Consider the following 19,436-nt stretch of genomic DNA (forward strand, 5'->3'; position numbering starts at 1 on the left):
ACGCGGCAGAGCCAGTCTAATGAAGGACTTCGCGCTGTCTAGCCTTACAAAGCATTAACTTTCTGACGAAGCACTACGGATTTCGTAGGCAGGAGCCTCCTCGCCCAGCAATCTATCGGCCGCGCTCCGGTGCAACCCGGCCGCCGCGGGGTCCCCGAGCCGGTCCAGCGTGTCGGCGAGCCGCAGCTGGAGCGCCGCCTGAAGCCGCACGTCACCGGCGCGCCGGGCCAGGTCGACGGCCTCCTCGCAGGTCTGGAGCGAGTCGTGCGGCCGGCCCGCGTACTCCTGGACCCGGGCGGCCTCGCTGAGCGCCCGCGCCCGGGCCGCCGGATCGCCGAGCCTGCGGTGGCCCGCGGCGGCGGCCCGCCAGTTCCGCAGCGCCTCGCCGTAGCGCCCGGCGTACGTGTGGACCGCGCCGAGCCGTCCGTACAGCCGGGCCTCGTCGGCGCGCTCCCCCTGGGTCAGCCGCTGGGCGAGCGCCCGGCCGTACCAGTCGGCGGCCCGGTGGTAGTCCCCCAGCTCCTCGTACGCGCCGCCCACGGATTCCATCGCGCGGCCGGTGGCGTACAGGTCCTTCGCCGCCTTTCCGGCGTCCAGCGCGGCCCGGTAGCGGGTCAGCGCGTCCCGGGTGCGGCCGGTGCGGGCGTCCAGGTCCGCCAGGTTCAGCAGGGCCGCCGCCTGCTCGCGGGGCAGCTCGCGGCGGAGCGCCACGTCCAGGACGAGGCCGTGCAGCCCGTACAGCTCGGGGGCGGCCTCCTCCGTCCCCCGGTGCGCGGCCAGCGCCCGCACCAGGGCCGCCACCAGTCGGCGTGCCAGGGTGTCGAGCGCGCCGTCCGCCACGGCGAGCCGGGCCGACGCGAGCAGGGCGGGCTGGCGGACCCGCAGCCACGCGCCCGCCTCGTCCGCGTTCGGGAAGCGCAGCGAACGGGGCAGGCCGGCGAGCCTGCGACGGGCGGGGGAGCTCTCCGGCTCGGTGACCGCCCGGCAGGACTGGAGCCGACGCACGGTCCGCTCCAGCATCCGGGCGCGGGCGAGCTGGATCTCGGCCGGCCGGTCCCGGTCCTCCAGGAGGGCCAGCAGCAGCGGGGCGAGGCAGCCGGGCACCGCGTACTGGGGGTGGGCCGCGCCGTCCGTCCGCAGCAGCCCGAGCTTCACGAAGTCGTCGAGGGTGGAGCGGGCGGCGGAGACCGAGCAGCCGGCCAGCGCGGAGGCCGTGTGGGCGTCGGCGAGACCGGCGGGGGCGAGGGCCAGCAGACGCAGTATCCGGGCGGCGGCCCGGGGCAGGGAGTCGTGGACGAGCCGGAACGCGCGGGCCAGCGGGCGCGCGCCGGTGGGCAGGTGATCGCCGGGGTCGGGGAGCTCGTGCAGCTGCTTGGCGACGTCGGCGACCGAGGCCATGGGGTGCGCGGCGAGCAGGCCGCCCATCAGGGCGAGCGCCGCGGGCTGGCCCCCGCACTCCTCGGACAGACTCTCCGCCGTGCGGGGGTCGACGGTGATGCGGACCTGTCCGATGACGCGGGCGAGCAGCCGCACCGCCGCGCCCGCCTCCAGTCCGCCGAGGGTGCAGGGCCGTACGTCGGGGATGCCGGTCAGCGGTCCGGTCGCGGTGGCGAGGACCAGGCAGTCCGGGTTCTCCGGGAGGAGCGGGTCGACCTGTTCGGCGTCGGCCGCGTCGTCGAGCACCAGGACGAGCCTGCGTACGGCGAGGGCCTCACGGACCATCTCGGAGAGTTCGTCCTGGTCCGCGCCGGGCGGGACCGCCACCCCGAGGAGGCCGAGGATCTCGCCCGCGGTGCGTTCGGTGGGGGCGCGTCCGCCGCCGGGGTCGGTGAGGCCGACCCGGAGCACCCCGTCGGGGTAGTCGCCGGAGCCGGTGCCGGGAACGGCCCAGGGCAGTGCGCCCGTGGCGGTCGCGGCGGCCCCGGCGGCGTCGGTTCCGGTGAGCGCTCCGGCCAGCTCCTCGGCGAGTGCGCTGCGGCCGGATCCGGGCCGGCCCGCGATGAGCAGGACCCGGGCGCGGGGGGTCTTGCGGCCGGCCAGGGTGTCGAGGCCGGCCCGCTCGATGTCCGCCCGCAGGGCCTTCAACTCACGTTCGCGGCCGAAGAATCGGGGCGGGGCGGCGCCGGACGGCTCCTCGGCCCCCGGGGCCTTCGCCGGGCCGCTGGTGTCCACCGCCTGATCGGTCACGAGCCACGCTCCACTTCGCTGCACGCGGTGCCCGCCGGAGCTCCGGTCGGGTGCGTTTCGAGCGTAGTTCAGCGGTGACGACGATCACTGCGGCGTGGAGCGGAGCACGAGGAACATCCCCCGATCGGATCAGCATTTCTTCATCTTTTACGATCACCAGGCGCTGTGATCGTCCGATCGGGGGTGCGACGCGCGGCGGCAGACGGCCCGTCAGGTGGCCGGGCGCGCTGCCGGGCCGTCAGGCCTCGAACGGCCGGGCCGGCCAGGGCGCGTCGGCGGGGCGCAGGGAGTCGACGCCGTCGCCCGCGCGTACGGCGGAGAGCGCGAGCACCCCGACCACCAGGCAGTTGTTGTGCACGTCCCCCGCGATCACCGAGCGGACCAGCTCGGGCAGCGGCACCCGGGCGTGCTCCATGTCGGCCTCCTCCTCGGCGACCGCGTACCGCTCGCCCTCCGCCTCGGAGAGATCGCGGGCGAGGAAGACGCGCACGGCCTCGTCGCAGCCGCCGGGCGTGGTGTAGACGTCGGTCAGCACCCGCCAGTCCTCGGCCTTGACGTGCGCCTCCTCGTACAGCTCGCGCTGAGCGGCGTGCAGGGGGTTCTCGCCGGGGACGTCGAGCAGTCCGGCCGGGATCTCCCAGAGCCGGTGGCGCACCGGGTGGCGGTACTGGCGCAGCACGATGACCCGGTCCTCGTCGTCCAGCGCGAGGACGGCGACGGAGCCGGGATGGACCTGGTAGTCACGGCCGTGGACGGACCCGTCGGGCATCACCACCTGGTCGGTGCGGACGCTGGTCTTGGCGCCGGTGAAGGGGGTCGCGGTCGCGGTGACCTGCCACTCCTCGGGCTTGTCCTGGATACCCATGTACGTCCACGTCCTCCCACGAACCAACGGAAACCGGGGCACCGATCCGCGCAGGATCCGTACCCCGGTCAACCGTAATGCCTCGGTGTTACGCGTCCGCGCCCTTCGCGGCGGCGACCTGGCGCGCGACGGCGGCCTTCACCAGACCCGCGAAGAGCGGGTGCGGGCGGGTCGGGCGGGAGCGCAGCTCCGGGTGCGCCTGGGTGGCGACCAGGTAGGGGTGCGTCTCGCGCGGGTACTCGACGTACTCGACGAGCTTGTTGTCCGGGGAGGTGCCGGAGAAGACCAGTCCGGCCTTCTTCTCCAGCTCACCGCGGTAGGCGTTGTTGACCTCGTAGCGGTGGCGGTGGCGCTCCTCCACGTACGGCTGGCCGTCGTAGGCCTCGCGGACGAGGGAGCCCTCGGCGAGCTTGGCCGGGTAGAGGCCGAGCCGCATGGTGCCGCCCAGGTCGCCCGCGCCCTCGACGTAGGCGAGCTGCTCCTCCATCGTCGAGATGACGGGATGGGAGGTGGCGGCGTCGAACTCGGTGGAGTTGGCGTCGGGGATCTCGGCGAGCGAGCGGGCCGCCTCGATCACGATGCACTGGAGGCCGAGGCAGAGGCCGAGCAGCGGGACCTTGTTCTCGCGGGCGTAGCGGATGGCGCCGACCTTGCCGTCGACACCGCGCTCGCCGAAGCCGCCCGGGATGCAGATCGCGTCGACGTCCCCGAGGTGCTCGGCGGCGCCCGCCGCGGTCCGGCAGTCGTCGGAGGTGACCCACTTGACCTTGACCCGGGCCTTGTTGGCGAAGCCTCCGGCGCGGATCGCCTCGGTGACCGAGAGATAGGCGTCGGGCAGGTCGATGTACTTGCCGACCAGCGCGACGGTGACCTCGTGGTCGGGGTTGTGGACCCGGTCCAGCAGATCGTCCCAGGTGGTCCAGTCGACGTCCCGGAACGGCAGGTCGAGCTTGCGCACGACGTAGGCGTCCAGACCCTCGGTGTGCAGCACCTTGGGGATGTCGTAGATCGACCGGGCGTCCGGGCAGGCCACCACGGCGGTCTCGTCGACGTCGCACATCAGCGAGATCTTGCGCTTGATGGCGGTGGGGACCTCGCGGTCGGCGCGCAGCACGATGGCGTCCGGCTGGATGCCGATGTTGCGCAGGGCGGCCACCGAGTGCTGGGTGGGCTTGGTCTTCAGCTCGCCGGAGGGGCCGATGTACGGCAGCAGCGAGATGTGGACGACGAAGACGTTGTCCCGGCCTACCTCGTGGCGGACCTGGCGGACGGTCTCCAGGAACGGCAGCGACTCGATGTCGCCGACCGTGCCGCCGACCTCCGTGATGACGACGTCCACGTCGTCGGTGGCCATGCGGCGGATGCGGTGCTTGATCTCGTTGGTGATGTGCGGGATGACCTGGACGGTGTCGCCCAGGTACTCGCCGCGCCGCTCCTTGGCGATGACCTGCGAGTAGATCTGGCCGGTCGTCACGTTGGCGGAGCCGTCGAGGTCGACGTCGAGGAAGCGCTCGTAGTGGCCGATGTCCAGGTCGGTCTCGGCGCCGTCGTTGGTGACGAAGACCTCACCGTGCTGGAAGGGGTTCATCGTGCCCGGGTCGACGTTGAGGTAGGGGTCGAGCTTCTGCATGGTGACCCGCAGGCCCCGTGCCTTGAGCAGGGCACCCAGGCTGGAGGCAGTCAGACCCTTGCCGAGGGAGGAGGCGACACCCCCGGTGACGAAGATGTGCTTGGTCGTCGTGGATGTGGGCTGCATAGCCAAAGGGGGCTCCCGTGGTCGCGATTCTGAGGTGCGTACCGGCCGCCCAACCGGGGATTCCGGGGGCGCCGTCGCTGCGGTTCGGGGGCCTCGTGCGCTGTCGCGAACGACCACCGGTCCACGGGCTACCAGGGTAACAGCGACGGCGGGAGGCTGCTTCCGGCCACACCCTGCACAGGGGCGTCACACCTCCACCCCAGCCACTTCACGTCCCACACGATCAGCTCGGAGATCTTGCGAAGACCGTCGCGCGGATCTTCGCGGCGCGTCGTATCCTGCTCAAACACTCGCTGCCGAGACGGCCGGGCGGCGCGCCACCCAGGCCGCCCACCGGTACAGGACTCGTCGGATCTTCCCGGGTGAAGGACCCTACGACCCCTTGACCTGCAGTAAGCGCCCTCTTGCAGGGCGACATGGCCGTTCGACTGGAGACGCACGTGGCCGGGCGCATCGAGGATTACGCACTCATCGGAGACATGCAGACCGCAGCCCTGGTCTGCCGGGACGGCACAGCGGACTGGCTGTGCCTGCCCCGCTTCGATTCGCACGCCGTGTTCGCGGGGCTTCTGGGCACCGAGGAACACGGCTTCTGGCGCATGGCCCCCGCGAGAGCGGAAGGAACGGAGCCGGCCTTCGCCGACCGGCGGCGCTATCGCGGTGACTCCCTCGTCCTGGAATCGGAGTGGGACACGCCGCGCGGCACCGTACGGGTGACCGATTTCATGCCTCCGCGTGACGGTGCGCCGCAGCTCATCCGGATCGTGGAGGGCGTCAGCGGCCGGGTGCCGATGCGCTCGGAGCTTCGGATGCGTTTCAGCTACGGCCGGGTGACGCCCTGGGTGCACAAGGTCGACAACCGCACGGTCGCGGTCGCCGGTCCGGACTCCGTCTGGCTGGACACCGAGGCGGACACGTACGGCAAGAACCTGACCACCTACTCCGACTTCACCGTCGGCCCCGGCGACCGGGTGGCGTTCACGATCAGCTGGCAGCCCTCGCACCACGGGCCGCCCGCCCTCCCCGAGCCCGAGGGATCCCTGGAGGCGACCGAGCTGTTCTGGCGCGAATGGGTCGATCAGTGCACGTACCACGGGCCCTATCGGGAGGCGGTCGTCCGCTCCCTGATCACGCTGAAGGCCCTCACCTACGCGCCGACCGGCGGCATCGTCGCGGCCCCGACCACCTCGCTGCCCGAGGAGATCGGAGGCGTACGGAACTGGGACTACCGCTACACCTGGCTGCGGGACGCCGCGATCACCCTCTCCTCGCTGCTGCGCACCGGGTACCGGGAGGAGGCCCGCGCCTGGCGCGAGTGGCTGCTGCGGGCGGTGGCGGGCGACCCGGAGAACCTCCAGATCATGTACGGCATCGCCGGCGAGCGCGAGCTCGGCGAGGCGGAGCTGGACTGGCTGCCCGGTTACGAGAACTCCGGTCCGGTCAGGGTCGGCAACGGGGCGGCCAACCAGCTGCAGCTCGATGTCTACGGCGAGGTCACCGAGGCACTGCACCTGGCGCACATGACCGGGCTGACCCGCAACGACTACGCCATGGGCCTCCAGCTCAAGCTGATCGAGTATCTGGAGAAGCACTGGGAGGAGCCCGACGAGGGCATCTGGGAGGTGCGCGGGCCGCGCCGGCACTTCGTGCACTCGAAGGTGATGGCGTGGGTCGCGGTCGACCGGACGATCAAGCTGGTCGAGTCCGGGGACGTCGAGGGCCCGTTGGAGCGGTGGTACCAGCTCCGCGACGACATCCACCGGGACGTCTGCGACCGCGGCTACGACAAGGAGCGCAACACCTTCACCCAGTCCTACGGGTCGAAGGAGCTGGACGCCTCCCTGCTGCTCATTCCGCAGATGGGCTTCCTGCCGCCGGACGACAAGCGGGTCATCGGCACGATCGAGGCGATCCAGCGGGAGCTGTCCACCGAGGACGGCTTCATCCTGCGCTACCCGACGGAGGGCGAGCACGCGGGCGTCGACGGTCTGGCGGGCGACGAGGGCGCGTTCCTGGCCTGCTCGTTCTGGATGGCCGACGACCTCGCGATGATCGGCCGGGTCGACGAGGCGCGTCAGCTGTTCGAGAAGCTGCTGGCGCTCCGCAACGACCTGGGCCTGCTGGCCGAGGAGTGGGACTCCAACCTCCAGCGCCAGGTGGGGAACTTCCCGCAGGCGTTCAGCCACGTTCCGCTGATCGACACGGCTCTGCGGCTGACGGCGAGCGGCGCATACGTCGGCTGAGGCCAGGTTCGTCCTGATCAGCATGGCGCCCGCCGTCCCTCGGGGGGCGGCATGCTGATCAGGGAGCTGTCCCGGCGGGCGGCAGTCCGCGCCGCGACTCGCTGCGGTACGTACGAGGCGCCGGGGCTGTTGTCGGCCGGGCGGGGCGCGCACGGCTGTCGCGGCTGCCGCGAGGAGGCCGTGGTGACCGTCACGCAGTTCCGCGCGTCGCTGCGGGCGGGCCTGTCCACGGAGGTGATCGCCCAGGTGCTGTCGTGTCCCCGGGTCGAGGAGCCCGGGTTCGACTGGTGCGCGGGGCTGCGGGAGATCCTCGGCGGGGAGTCGGCGGTGATGGACGACCGGATCGAGGCGCTGCGGCTGAGCCGGGGCGCGCTCGCGGGTCGCTGACGGAGCCCTGACCGGCGGGCCCGGCGCGGCAACGCGGCCGCGCTCCTCCCCTGTGGTGCGCGCCCCGGCCCCCGGGCGGTAGCGTCCCTGAACGGGACGACCACCCGACCGACGGGCGGGGCACAAGGGAAGCGGGCCGGTACGTGGAGAGCCACAGCGGAATCACCGTGCAGCGGGCGCTGGAGCTGCCGGGGCTGCGCGCCGGGCTCCCGGAGGTGGTGGCCGGCGCCGACCGGCTGAACCGCACGGTGCGCTGGGTGCACGCGGGAGAGGTCCCGAACATCGCCTCCCTCCTCAAGGGCGGCGAGCTGCTCCTGACCACCGGCCTGGGCCTGGGCGCCCGCCCCGCCGAACAGCGCGCCTTCGTCCGCCGCCTCGCCGACCGGGGCATCGCGGCCCTGGTGGTGGAGCTCGGCCCGCGCTTCGGCCGGCTGCCCGCCTCCATCGTGGACGCCGCCCGCACGGCCGGGCTCCCCCTGGTCCAGCTGCACCGCGAGGTGCCGTTCGTCGTGGTGACCGAGGAGGTGCACACCGAGATCGTCAACGGGCACTACGCGCTGCTCCAGCAGGCGGAGGAGGTGCACCGGCGCGCCACCCGGGCGCTGCTCGACGGCGGCGGGGTGCCGCAGGTCCTCGGGATCCTCGCCGACTTCACCGCCAACCCGGTCTTCCTGGAGACGCCCGACGGCCGGCTCCTGTACGCGGCGTCCACCGGGACCGCCCCGGTGGGCGCGGACCCGCTCCAGATCTGGGAGGGCATGCGCGGCGACCGGGCGGCCCGGGAGAGCCCGCCGGCCGGTGCGGTGCTGGTGGACGTGGACGGCGGCGGGCCCGAGACCGGTGCGGTACGGGCCCGGCTGGTGCTGCTCGCGGTGGCCGGGCCGCTGGCGACCGTGCACCGGATGGCGGCGGAGCGCGCGGCGGGGCTGCTCGCGGTCGTGCTGATGCAGGCCCGGCAGGAGGAGGAGCTGGCGGCCCGGGGCCGGGGCGACTTCCTCACCGACCTCGCGGAGGGCCGGATCGCTCCGGAGGACGCCCCCGCCCAGGCCCGGGTGCTCGGCTTCCGGCCCGGCGGGACCCCGCTGCTCCCGGTGGTGATGCGCCTGGCCCCGGAGCTGTCCCCGTCGGGCAACTGGGCGGTGCTGGCCCGTGCGGTCCTGGAGGAGCTGGCCTCGGTCGGGGTACCGGTGCTGCTCGGCGTACGGCCCGTGGAGGGGCGGGTTCCGCTGCTGGTCGGGCTGCGTTCGGAGGGTGAGCGCACCGCGGTCGCGGACCGGGTGGCGGCGGCGCTGCGGGCAGGGGTGGAGCGGGCGGGCCTCGACCGCGCCGGATCGCAGCCGCCGGTGGTCGTGGTCGGCGTCGCGGGCGGCTGGGCCGCGGCGGGCGCGGGGCTGCGGCACGCGTCGGAGACGGCGACGGCCGCGCAGGGCCTGGACGACCGGCCCTGGTACGACGCCCGGCGCCTCGACATCGATTTGCTGCTGTGGCGGCTGCGGGACCATCCGGACCTGGCGGCGTTCGTGAACCGGGCGATCGGCCCGCTGCGCGAGCACGACCGCACCTCGCGGCCGCCGCTGCTCCCGACGCTCCAGGCGTATCTGGCCCACGCGGGCCGCAAGGCGGAGACCGCCCGCGAGCTGCACCTCAACCGTCAGACGCTCTACAACCGGCTGGCCCGGATCGGCGAGCTGCTGGGCACGGACCTGGACGACCCGCAGACGGTGCTGGCGCTGAGCCTGGCGCTGCGGGCCCGCCGCCACACGCCTTGAGAGCAGACCCTGAAGCCCGCTTCGTCAGCGCACCCGCCCCGTCGCCAGCGGCTGCGCCAACTCGTCGTAGACGCTGAGCACATGGGCGATCGTGTCGTCCTCGGTGGGCCAGCCCGCCGCCTGCACCCGCCCGGCCTCGGCGAGCCGGGCGCGCTCCGCCGGGTCCCCGAGCAGCCTCACGACCGTACGGGCGAGGGCCTCGGCGTCGCCGTAGGGCACCCATGCGGCTGCCGCACCGACCAGCTCGGGTAGGCCGCCGACCGCGGTGGCGACGAGCGGCACCCCCGCGCGCAGCGCCTCCTGCGCCAGCGGGGAGCGGCCCTCCCACCGGCTCGGCAGCAGGGTCAGGTCGGCGGCGGCGAGCAACTCCCCCGCGCCGTCCCGGCTTCCGATGAGAGTGACGGGCAACGCCTCGTCCCTGATCCGCCGTTGCAGAGCGCCCCGGTCACGCACCTCCCCCGCGATGACGAGCAGCGGTACGGGGTCCAGACACCGCCAGACGCGGGCCGCGTCCAGCAGGACGTCGAAGCCGTGATGCGGTACGAGACTGCCGACGGCCATCAGCAACGGCCGCTCCACCGCCCCCAGTTCGGCCCGCACCTTGCCCTCGTCGACGCCGGCGGGGCAGGGGCGCGGGTGTGGGACGGCGAGGGCGGTGAACCGGGCGTCGCGGGCGCCCCGCTCACGGGCCCGGTCCACCAGGTCGGACGAGGGGGCGAGGACCACGGCCGCCGCCCGTGCGGCGCGCCGTTCCAGCAGGTGCAGGATCTGGCGGCGGGCGCCTTCCGCGTACCGCCGCGTGTGCCAGGTCATCACCAGGGGCACGGCTCGGCCGCTCAGCGCGAGGGCGGTGCGGGCGGCCGCATGGAGGCCATGGGCGTGGACGACGTCCGCTCCCGCGCAGGCGGTCCGCAGCGCGGCGACGGCGGCCGGATCGCTGCGCCGGGGCACCGGAAGGAACCGGGCGCCGGTCGCCGTGAAGTCGTGGGCGCGGTCCACCGCGGACGGGGCGCAGACGGTCACCCGCACCCCGCGCGCCACCAGCCCGGCGGCCAGCGAACCGACGTGCGCGCTGCTGCCCGCACTGCCGCCGCCCAGGACTTGGACCGTACGCAGTTGTGACACGTTGATTGGCTCCCCGGGGCTCCGGAGTCGGCGGAAAGTACAGCGCCAAGGATGCCAGCCCGTACGCGCGTTCCGGGACCGCCGTAACGTTGCTGCCGCACTCCGGGCGACAACCGGCCACACCTCACCACCCTCACGGGTGAATTTCGAGGCGCGGGGTTGTCGCCATCCGCCCGCCGGACGCACGTACGGGCGGGCGGAATCCCCCGCCCGTGCCCGTACGGCCGCCACGAGCGGCTATTCGGACCGGGCCGTGGCCAGCAGCTCCTCGGCGTGGGCGCGGGCCGTCTCGGAGTCCTCCTGGCCCGCCAGCATCCGGGACAGCTCCCGGACCCGGTCCTCGCCCTCCAGGACCGTGACGCCGCTGCGGGTCACCGATCCGTCCACGGTCTTCTCGACCAGCAGCTGCCGGTCGGCGAAGGCCGCCACCTGCGGCAGATGAGTCACGACCACCACCTGGGCGGACCGGGCGAGTTTGGCGAGCCGCCGGCCGACCTCGACCGCCGCCTTGCCGCCGACGCCCGCGTCGACCTCGTCGAAGAGATACGTCGGTACGGGGTCGGAGCCCGCGAAGACGACCTCGACCGCGAGCATCACCCGGGACAGCTCGCCGCCCGACGCGCCCTTGGAGATCGGCCGGGGCTGGGCCCCGGGGTGCGGGGTGAGCAGCAGTTCCACCTCGTCCGCTCCGGAGGGGCCGTAGGCGACGCTGCGCCCGCCGATGTCGATGCCGGACGCCTCGTCCGCCGCCTCCGTCTGCCGGATGGCGAAGGAGACCCGGGCGTGCGGCATGGCCAGCGAGGCCAGCTCGCCCGTCACCGCCTCGGCGAACCGGGCCGCCGCTTCCGTGCGCGCGTCCGTCAACGCCTGTCCGAGTACGGAGAGTTCGGCCCGCAGCCCGTCGCGCTCCGCGGTCAGCTCACCGATGCGCTCGTCATCGCCCTCCAGCTCGGTGAGCCGGCCCGCGCCCTCCTGGGCCCACGCGAGCACGGCCGTGATGTCCGTGCCGTACTTCCGGGTCAGCGTGGTCAGCGCGGCCCGGCGCTCCTCCACGGCGGCCAGCCGCAGCGGGTCGGCCTCCAGCTGGTCGGCGTACCCGGCCAGCTCGCCGGAGACGTCGGCGATCAGGATGGAGATCTCCCCGATCCGGTCGGCCAGCGCGGCCAGCGCCGGGTCATGGGCCCGCACCGCTTCCAGGGCCTGCCCGGCGGCGGCGACGACCGTCGTCGCGTCGACGCCCTCCGGATCCTCCGGGTTCCCCGCGAGCGCGGCGTGCGCGACCGAGGCCGCGGAGGCGAGCGCCTCGGCGTGCCCGAGCCGCTCCGCCTCGGCGGCCAGCTCGCCGTCCTCGCCCGGCAACGGCTCGACGGCGGCGACCTCGTTCAGCCCGAAGCGCAGCAGATCCGCCTCCTGGGCCCGCTCCCGGGCCCGGGAGGTCAGCTCCTCCAAGGTCGCGGCGACGGTCCGCAGCCGCCGGTAGGCCTCCGTGTACGCGGCGTGCGGGACCGCCACACCGTCCCCGGCGTACCGGTCCAGCGCCCCCCGCTGCCGGGCGGGCTTGAGCAGGCCCTGCTGGTCGGTCTGACCGTGCACGGCGACGAGTTCGTCCGCCAGCTCGGTCAGGACCCCCACCGGCACGGATCTGCCGCCGAGATGGGCCCGTGAGCGTCCTTCCGCCGAAACCGTACGGCTGATGAGCAGCGCGCCGTCGTCGAGTTCCGCCCCGGCCTCCTCGGCCCGGAGCGCCGCCGCGTCGCCCTCGGACACCGTGATCCGGCCCTCGACGACCGCGGCCTTGGCCCCGACCCGTACGAGAGCGGGGTCCGCGCGCCCGCCGAGCAGCAGCCCGAGGCTGGTGACGACCATGGTCTTGCCCGCGCCGGTCTCACCCGTGACCGCGGTGAAACCGGGTGACAGCTCCACCACCGCGTCGTCGATGACTCCGAGCGACCGTATCCGCATCTCCTCCAACACGGACATGACCTTACGAGGTCCCGGGCCGCACGCGCGACGGCCCCCGCTCCGGGATTCACTCTCCCGAGGGTCGCGGGGGCCGTGCGGGCGTCCTCGGAACCGTCAGTGGGGCGCGCCCCGCCAGCCCGAGACGGGCAGCGCGAACTTCGCCACCAGCCGGTCGGTGAACGAGGCCTGGTGCAGCCGCGCCAGCCGTACGGGCACCGCACCGCGCCGCACCTCGACCCGCGCTCCGGCGGGCAGCTCCACGGTCCGCCGCCCGTCGCACCACAGCACCCCGTGCGGGGTGTGCGGCTGGACCTCGACCGCGAGCACGGACGTGGGCGAGGTCACCAGCGGCTTGGCGAACAGCGCGTGGGCGCTGATCGGGACCATCAGCAGCGCCTCGACCTCGGGCCAGACGACGGGCCCGCCCGCAGAGAAGGCGTACGCGGTCGAACCGGTCGGGGTCGCGCAGACGATCCCGTCGCAGCCGAACCCGGTGACCGGGCGGCCGTCGATCTCCAGGACCACTTCGAGCATCCGCTCGGGGGACACCTTCTGCACGGCCGCCTCGTTGAGCGCCCAGTCGGTGTGCACGACGTCGCCGTTGCTGTGCACGACGACGTCGATCGTCATCCGCTCCTCGACCTCGTAGTCGCGGGTGACGACCCGGGAGACCACCTTGTCGAGGTCGTCGCGCTCGGCCTCGGCGAGGAAGCCGACGCGTCCGAGGTTGACACCGAGCATCGGCACCCCGGAGGCACGGGAGAACTCCGCGCCGCGCAACAGGGTGCCGTCACCGCCGAGGACGATCAGCAGCTCACAGCCGTCCACGGCGGAGGGGCTGGTGTCGGTGACCGTCTCCACGGTGTCCGGCAGCGGCAGATCGGCCGCCTCGGCCGCCGAGACCCGCACGCCCAGCCCGTTGCGCAGCAGCCCCTGCACGACGAGCTCCGCGCTGCGGATCGCGGCCGGCCGGCCGGTGTGCGCCAGAAGGAAGACAGTTCGTGCCGTATTCGTGGTCACATGCGTCGTCAACGAGGCCCCTCCGCCACTGCACGGTCGACATCCGCGGGATCCAGCTCAGGTGCGCCGGCCCGCAGCCACAGAAAGTACTCGACGTTCCCCGACGGGCCGGGCAGCGGACTGGCCGTCACCCCCCGGACGCCGAGGCCCAGCCCCCAGGCCCGCCGCGCCACTTCCCGTACCGCTTCGGCGCGCAGCTCCGGACTCCGCACCACTCCGCCGCTGCCGAGCCGCTCCTTGCCCACCTCGAACTGCGGCTTGACCATGAGGACCAGATCCGCGTCGGGCCCGGCGCACCGGGCGAGGGCGGGCAGTACGAGGCCCAGCGGGATGAACGACAGATCCCCCACCACCAGGTCGACCGCCTCCCCGTCAATGGCCTCCAAGGTCAGCTCCCGCACGTTGGTACGGTCCTTGACGACGACCCGTTCATCGGACTGCAACGACCACGCGAGCTGCCCGTAGCCGACGTCGACGGCGACGACCTGTCGGGCCCCGGCCCGCAGCAGCACGTCGGTGAACCCGCCGGTCGACGCCCCGGCGTCCAGCGCGCGCCGCCCCGCGACGGTCAGCCCGAGCGGCACGAAGGCGGCGAGCGCCCCGGCCAGCTTGTGGCCGCCGCGCGAGACGTAGTCCGGGTCGCCGTCGTCCTCGGTGACGACGATCGCGGCGGCCGTCTCGACCTGGGTGGCGGGCTTGGTCGCGGTGGTGCGGCCGACGGTGACGCGCCCCGCGGCGATCAGCTGGCTCGCGTGCTCGCGCGAGCGGGCGAGCTTGCGGCGTACCAGCTCCGCGTCGAGGCGGCGACGTGCCACTCCTGCCACGTTCGGTTCAGCTCCTGTTGTCGTCATGCGTGTGCTGCGAAGGCGTGGGTACGGGACCGGGCGCGGCGGCCGGACGGGCGTCCAGCGAGGTCAGCTCGGCCCGCAGCCCACGGTGTACATCCTCGTACACCTCGATGTGCCCGTCCGCCGCGAGGTGGTCCGCATCGGCCAGGCGCTCCAGCCGGGCGTCCACCGCTCCATGGCCGGTGGGGGTGCGCACGACCCCCAGGGGTACGGGCTCGGCGGGTGTGCTCACGGGCGGTGTCCCCGCCTCCGGCGTCCAGTCGCTCATGCCGAAACGCTACATCGGCGGGCCGGTGTACCGTCGAGCACGATGGCGACCATGGCTGAGTGCCGCAGCGCACTGACACGACTTTCCGACAACCTCGCGGCCTCCGAGGGCGACGTGCGCGGCGCAGCCGCCCTCGACCGCTCGCTGAGCTGCCACGTCAAGGACCTCGACATCACGTTCACCGGCAGGCTGGCCGACGGCCGGATCCAGGTGCGGGACACGGTCGAGGGCCCGCCCCGGGAGAAGGCCGAGATCAGGCTCGCGATGACGGGCGACGACCTGGTGGCGCTGGTGGACGGCGACCTGAACTTCGCGAAGGCGTGGGGCTCGGGCCGCGTACGCCTGGAGGCGGGCCTCCGCGACCTGATGAAACTGAGATCACTGCTGTAGGCCGCACACTCGAGCCCGTCCGGCGACGGAGGACAAGCGCCCGCCGTACCCCCGGCCCACCCCTACGCGGCGGCGGCCTTCCGGGACTTACGGGCGGCGGGCACCACCAGCGGCGTACCCGTCTCCGGATCGTCGATCACCTGGCACCGCATCCCGAACACCCGCTCCACCAACGCCGCGTCGACCACCTCCGAGGGCGGTCCCGCCGCGACGATGTCCCCGTCCCGCATCGCGATGAGATGGGTGGCGTACCGCGCGGCGTGGTTCAGGTCGTGGAGCACCGCGACCAGCGTGCGGCCCTGCGTCTCGTGCAGCTCCGCGCACAGGTCGAGGACATCGATCTGGTGCTGGATGTCGAGGTACGTCGTCGGCTCGTCGAGCAGCAGCAGCGGCGTCTGCTGGGCCAGCGCCATGGCGATCCAGACCCGCTGGCGCTGCCCACCGGACAGTTCGTCGACATAGCGGTCGGCCAGCTCGGCGACGCCGGTGGACTCCATGGACTCGTCGACGACCCGCTCGTCCTCCGGCGACCACTGCCGCAGCAGCCCCTGGTGGGGGTAGCGGCCGCGGGCGACGAGGTCGGCGACGGTGATCCCGTCGGGGGCTATGGAGGACTGCGGCAGCAGCCCCAGCGTCCGGGCGACCTTCTTCGCCGGCAGCTGGTGGATGGTCTGCCCGTCCAGCAGCACCTGCCCCCGGCTCGGCTTCAGCATCCGGGCCAGGGCGCGCAGCAGGGTCGACTTGCCGCAGGCGTTGGGGCCGACGATCACGGTGAAGGAGTTGTCGGGAATCTCCACCGAGAGGTTCTCGGTGATGACCCGCTGGTCGTAGCCGAGGGTCACCGATTCCGCGGTGAGGCGCTGCATGGTCGTACTCCCGGAGTCGGTGAGGTGGAGCGGCACGGCGCGGGGCACGGGCCGACCACCGAGCAGCACCAGGTTAGGTTAACCTATCTTCCTCTTCACGCCCCTGGTCCCGGGCCGCCGCCCCGCCCGCTCGACGCCCTCGCGTGCCAAGGGCGTCGGGCGACGCCGGGCCCGGTACGCGCGGGTAGCACCAGGGCCGGGCCGCCGGAACGCGCCCGGGATCGGTTCAGAGCCCGAGCCCGGCGACGGCCTTCCCCGTCTCCAGCCCGCACACACCCGGACCGGCGGAGGCCCAGGCCGCCGCGCAGAGCGCCCGCAGCCCGTCGAGCGCCTCGCCCTCGCCCTCCAGTACCAGTTCACCCCCGCGCACGGCAGCCGTCCAGCCCCCGCAGCGGTACGCGTCACCGGCGGACGTCACCTCGGGCTGCCCGGTCAGCAGCCCCCGCAGGTCCCGGTCCACATAGGTCGGGCGATGCTGGGGAGGGGCGGCCAGCAGCTGCGCCGCGTCGGTCACCCCGGTCAGCACCAGCAGCGAGTCCACGCCCCCGTTGAACGCGCCCTCGATGTCCGTGTCCAGCCGGTCCCCGACGACGATCGGCCGCTTCGCCCCGGTCCGCAGCACGGTCTCGCGGTGCATCGGCGGCAACGGCTTCCCGGCGACCTGCGGCTCGGCCCCGGTGGCGATCCGGACGACCTCGACCGCGGCCCCGTTGCCGGGCGCGATGCCCCGGGCGCCCGGGATGGTCAGGTCGGTGTTGGACGCGAACCACGGCAGCCCCCGCCGGATCGCGTAGCTCGCCTCGGCGAACCGCCCCCACGCCATGTCCGGTCCGCCATAGCCCTGGACCACCGCCGCCGGGTCGTCGTCCGCCGACTCCACCGGCACCAGCCCGCGCTCGCGCAACGCGACCCGCAGCCCTTCGCCGCCGATCGCCAGCACCCGTGCTCCGGACGGCAACTGGTCGGCGACCAGCCGGGCGACGGCCTGGGCGGAGGTGATCACGTCGGAGGGTTCGGCGGGCACCCCGAGCTCCGTCAGGTGCTCCGCCACCGCGTCCGGCGTGCGCAGCGCGTTGTTGGTGACGTACGCGAGGTGCATGCCCCCGGCCCGCGCCCGGGCCAGCGATTCCACGGCGTGGCCGATGGCCTCGCCGCCCGCGTACACGACCCCGTCGAGGTCGAGGAGAGCCGTGTCGTACGCCTCGCTCAGCGCCGTACCGCTCCCCGCCGGCCGGGGCCTCTCCTGCTGGTGGCTCATATGACTCGCTCCTCTTCCACGCGTTCTGCCCCGATCATCGCGTATGCCCTCTGCACACATACGATGCCCTGATGAACACTTCAGGCCCCGTCGACCAGGGACTGCGGCTTTCCCCGTTCCGCGGACTGCGTTACGTCCCCGAGCGGGTCGGCAGCCTTGCCGCCGTGACCTCGCCCCCGTACGACGTGGTCGTCAGGCCCGACGGGCTGCACCACCTGGAGTCCGCGGATCCGCACAACATCGTGCGCCTCATCCTCCCCCAGGCCGAGACCGCCCGGGACCGGCACCGGCAGGCGGCCGCCACCCTGGACCGCTGGCTGACCGAGGGCGTCATCGCACCGGACCCGGACCCGGTGCTGTACGTCTACGAGCAGCGGAACGACGAAATCCTCCAGCGGGGCCTGATCGGCGCCCTGGCCCTCTCCCCCGCCTCCGAGGGCATCGTGCTGCCCCACGAGGACGTCATGGAGGACGTCGTCGCGGACCGCGCGGAGCTGATGCGTACGACAGGGGCCCATCTGGAGCCGCTGCTGCTGACCTACCGCGGCGAGACGGGCACACCGGCCGGGGCGGCAGCGGTGATCGAGCGCACGGTCCTGCGGGAACCGCTGCTGGCCACCACGACGGAGGACGGCTTCCGGCACCGCCTCTGGGCCGTGACGGACCCGGCCGAACGGGGCGCGATCGCGTCGGACCTCGCCCAGCACCAGGCGCTCATCGCGGACGGCCACCACCGCTGGGCCACCTATCTCCGGCTCCAGCGGGAACAGACCGCGCCCGGGCCGTGGGACCACGGCCTCGTCCTCCTCGTCGACACGGCCCGCCACCCCCTCCAGGTCCGCGCCATCCACCGGCTGCTGCGCGGGCTGCCGGTCTCCCGGGCCCTGAGGGCGCTGACCGGCCTCTTCCGCATCCGGCCGGTCGAGGGGCCGCTCCCTCCGGCCCTCGACGCGCTGGCCGAAGCGGCGGCCGGGGGCAACGCGTTCCTCCTCGCCGGCGACGGCGGCTTCCACCTGGTGGACCGCCCCGACCCGGCCCTGCTGGCCCGCACCATCCGGACGGACCGCCCCGACGCCTGGCGCACCCTCGACGCGACGGTCCTGCACTCCGCGCTGCTCGACGACGTGTGGCGGATCCCGGACGCACCGGACCACATCGGCTACATCCACGACACCGCGGCAGCCGTCGAGCAGGCGGAACGCCTCGACGCCACGGCGGTCCTGATGCACCCCGTACGCGAGGAGGTCGTCCGGGACCTGGCCCGGCAGGGCGTCACCATGCCCCGCAAGTCGACGTCGTTCGGCCCGAAGCCGGCCACGGGCCTGGTCATGCGAAGCCTCGTCCTGGACTGATCCGCGGAGCTGCCCGGGGACCGTCGGACCGATACGGAACATGAAGAGGGGCGGCACTCCCACCGGAGTGCCGCCCCTCTTCACCAACTGCTAAGCCCTGACCGAACCGTCTCCGGAGCCGTCCTGGTCCCCGTTCTGTTGGTCCTGCTCGCTCTGCTCGTCATCGAGGTCGGAGTCTTCACGCACGTCGCCCTCGTGGTCGAGGTCCCGGGACGCGACCTCGGCGCCCGCGTCCTCCTCGGCCGTCTCGTCGTCACCGAGGACGTCGACGAACTCCACGCCGTCGAGCGCGGCGAGCCGGTCCGACGCATCGGTGGAACCGTCCTTGTCGGCCGCCAGCGCCTTCCCGAACCACTCCCGCGCCTCGTCCTCGCGCCCAGCCTCCAGCAGGGCGTCCGCGTACGCGTAGCGAAGTCGCGGCGTCCACGGCTGCACCGAGTTGGACGCGAGCTCGGGGCTCTGGAGCGTCACGATGGCGGCGTCGATCTGGCCCATGTCGCGACGTGCCCCGGCGGCCACCAGTCGCATCTCGACCTGTCCGGCCTTGTCCAGCTTCTGCACCTCGGGCTCGCCGGCCATGGCCATCGCCCGCTCGGGCCGCCCGAGCCCACGTTCGCAGTCCGCCATGACGGGCCACAGGTCCACGGACCCGGTCATCCTCCGGGACGCCCGGAACTCGGCGAGCGCCTCGGCGTACTTCTGCGTCGCGTACGCCGCGAACCCGGCCGCCTCACGCACAGCGGCGACGCGGGACGCGAGCCTGAGGGCGATACGGGCGTACGCGTACGCCTCCTCGGGGTCCTCGTCGATCAGCCGGGCCACCATGACCAGGTTGCGCGCGACGTCCTCGGCGAGGGTCTTCGGCAGGCTCATGAGCTCCTGGCGTACGTCCTTGTCGATCTCGTCGCCCGTGACGTCGTCCGGAATCGGCAGCCGCTTGATCGGCTCACGATCGCGGTCGCCGCCCCGGTCATCACGTCCCCGGAAACCACCACGGTCACGGTCGTCGCGCTGACCGCCGCGGTATCCGCCCCGGTCCCTGTCACCGCCACGGTTGTCGTCGCGGCGGAAGCCTCCACCGGAGGGCCGGTCGTCGTCGCGGCGCGGGCCGCGCGGCCGGTCGTCACGACGCTCGAAACC

Annotated in this window: 16 protein-coding genes; 5 read left to right on the forward strand and 11 right to left on the reverse strand. The window is 73.5% G+C overall.

Annotated elements, in window-relative coordinates:
• Positions 1 to 54: 54 nt before the first annotated feature.
• The 3 genes from ACH4RG_RS31105 to ACH4RG_RS31115 all read right to left on the reverse strand — a co-directional run bounded on the left by ACH4RG_RS31105 (position 55) and on the right by ACH4RG_RS31115 (position 4,808).
• Positions 55 to 2,187 (reverse strand): tetratricopeptide repeat protein, encoded by a 2,133-nt coding sequence (locus tag ACH4RG_RS31105; protein ID WP_398163532.1) that lies wholly within the window; start codon positions 2,185 to 2,187, stop codon positions 55 to 57.
• Between the two features lie 238 nt (positions 2,188 to 2,425).
• On the reverse strand, positions 2,426 to 3,052 hold the full coding sequence (locus tag ACH4RG_RS31110) for an NUDIX domain-containing protein (RefSeq protein WP_397922530.1): 627 nt from the start codon (positions 3,050 to 3,052) through the stop codon (positions 2,426 to 2,428).
• Positions 3,053 to 3,140: 88 nt separating this feature from the next.
• Positions 3,141 to 4,808 (reverse strand): CTP synthase, encoded by a 1,668-nt coding sequence (locus ACH4RG_RS31115; RefSeq protein ID WP_018959665.1) that lies wholly within the window; start codon positions 4,806 to 4,808, stop codon positions 3,141 to 3,143.
• A 440-nt stretch (positions 4,809 to 5,248) separates the two neighbouring features.
• On the opposite strand from ACH4RG_RS31115, the gene ACH4RG_RS31120 reads away from it, so the two are divergent.
• The 3 genes from ACH4RG_RS31120 (at position 5,249) to ACH4RG_RS31130 (ending at position 9,207) form a co-directional block, all read left to right on the forward strand.
• Positions 5,249 to 7,051, forward strand: a complete 1,803-nt coding sequence (locus tag ACH4RG_RS31120; protein WP_397923144.1) for a glycoside hydrolase family 15 protein — start codon at positions 5,249 to 5,251, stop codon at positions 7,049 to 7,051.
• A gap of 51 nt (positions 7,052 to 7,102) precedes the next feature.
• Complete coding sequence (locus ACH4RG_RS31125; protein ID WP_397922528.1) at positions 7,103 to 7,438, forward strand: MerR family transcriptional regulator; 336 nt, start codon at positions 7,103 to 7,105, stop codon at positions 7,436 to 7,438.
• Between the two features lie 143 nt (positions 7,439 to 7,581).
• Entirely contained in the window at positions 7,582 to 9,207 is a 1,626-nt protein-coding gene (locus ACH4RG_RS31130; protein ID WP_398163530.1) for a PucR family transcriptional regulator, read from the forward strand.
• A gap of 24 nt (positions 9,208 to 9,231) precedes the next feature.
• On the opposite strand, the gene ACH4RG_RS31135 is transcribed toward ACH4RG_RS31130, so the two are convergent.
• The 5 genes from ACH4RG_RS31135 to ACH4RG_RS31155 all read right to left on the reverse strand — a co-directional run bounded on the left by ACH4RG_RS31135 (position 9,232) and on the right by ACH4RG_RS31155 (position 14,430).
• Positions 9,232 to 10,332, reverse strand: coding sequence for a glycosyltransferase family 4 protein (locus ACH4RG_RS31135; protein ID WP_398163529.1), 1,101 nt, complete (start codon positions 10,330 to 10,332; stop codon positions 9,232 to 9,234).
• 237 nt (positions 10,333 to 10,569) lie between these two features.
• Complete coding sequence (recN, locus tag ACH4RG_RS31140; RefSeq protein ID WP_398540562.1) at positions 10,570 to 12,312, reverse strand: DNA repair protein RecN; 1,743 nt, start codon at positions 12,310 to 12,312, stop codon at positions 10,570 to 10,572.
• A 96-nt stretch (positions 12,313 to 12,408) separates the two neighbouring features.
• Positions 12,409 to 13,314 (reverse strand): NAD kinase, encoded by a 906-nt coding sequence (locus ACH4RG_RS31145; RefSeq protein WP_397923142.1) that lies wholly within the window; start codon positions 13,312 to 13,314, stop codon positions 12,409 to 12,411.
• Between the two features lie 8 nt (positions 13,315 to 13,322).
• Complete coding sequence (locus ACH4RG_RS31150) at positions 13,323 to 14,138, reverse strand: TlyA family RNA methyltransferase (protein ID WP_397922521.1); 816 nt, start codon at positions 14,136 to 14,138, stop codon at positions 13,323 to 13,325.
• A 7-nt stretch (positions 14,139 to 14,145) separates the two neighbouring features.
• Positions 14,146 to 14,430 carry a hypothetical protein gene (locus tag ACH4RG_RS31155; protein ID WP_397922519.1) on the reverse strand — a complete coding sequence of 95 codons (285 nt, stop codon included), beginning with the start codon at positions 14,428 to 14,430 and terminating at the stop codon, positions 14,146 to 14,148.
• A gap of 42 nt (positions 14,431 to 14,472) precedes the next feature.
• On the opposite strand from ACH4RG_RS31155, the gene ACH4RG_RS31160 reads away from it, so the two are divergent.
• Positions 14,473 to 14,820: an SCP2 sterol-binding domain-containing protein gene (locus tag ACH4RG_RS31160; RefSeq protein WP_397922517.1), complete on the forward strand. Its 348-nt coding sequence runs from the start codon at positions 14,473 to 14,475 to the stop codon at positions 14,818 to 14,820.
• 62 nt (positions 14,821 to 14,882) lie between these two features.
• On the opposite strand, the gene ACH4RG_RS31165 is transcribed toward ACH4RG_RS31160, so the two are convergent.
• Both ACH4RG_RS31165 and ACH4RG_RS31170 read right to left on the reverse strand, forming a co-directional pair.
• Positions 14,883 to 15,686 carry an ABC transporter ATP-binding protein gene (locus tag ACH4RG_RS31165; RefSeq protein ID WP_397923140.1) on the reverse strand — a complete coding sequence of 268 codons (804 nt, stop codon included), beginning with the start codon at positions 15,684 to 15,686 and terminating at the stop codon, positions 14,883 to 14,885.
• A gap of 226 nt (positions 15,687 to 15,912) precedes the next feature.
• A complete protein-coding gene (locus ACH4RG_RS31170; protein WP_398540563.1) occupies positions 15,913 to 16,944 on the reverse strand; it encodes an HAD-IIA family hydrolase in 1,032 nt (343 codons plus the stop codon).
• Between the two features lie 71 nt (positions 16,945 to 17,015).
• On the opposite strand from ACH4RG_RS31170, the gene ACH4RG_RS31175 reads away from it, so the two are divergent.
• Positions 17,016 to 18,296 (forward strand): DUF1015 family protein, encoded by a 1,281-nt coding sequence (locus ACH4RG_RS31175; protein ID WP_397922513.1) that lies wholly within the window; start codon positions 17,016 to 17,018, stop codon positions 18,294 to 18,296.
• 90 nt (positions 18,297 to 18,386) lie between these two features.
• On the opposite strand, the gene ACH4RG_RS31180 is transcribed toward ACH4RG_RS31175, so the two are convergent.
• A complete protein-coding gene (locus ACH4RG_RS31180) occupies positions 18,387 to 19,169 on the reverse strand; it encodes a tetratricopeptide repeat protein (protein ID WP_398540566.1) in 783 nt (260 codons plus the stop codon).
• Between the last annotated feature and the right edge of the window lie 267 nt (positions 19,170 to 19,436).

This window comes from Streptomyces sp. NPDC021019 (genome assembly GCF_044333295.1).
Taxonomy (GTDB): domain Bacteria; phylum Actinomycetota; class Actinomycetes; order Streptomycetales; family Streptomycetaceae; genus Streptomyces.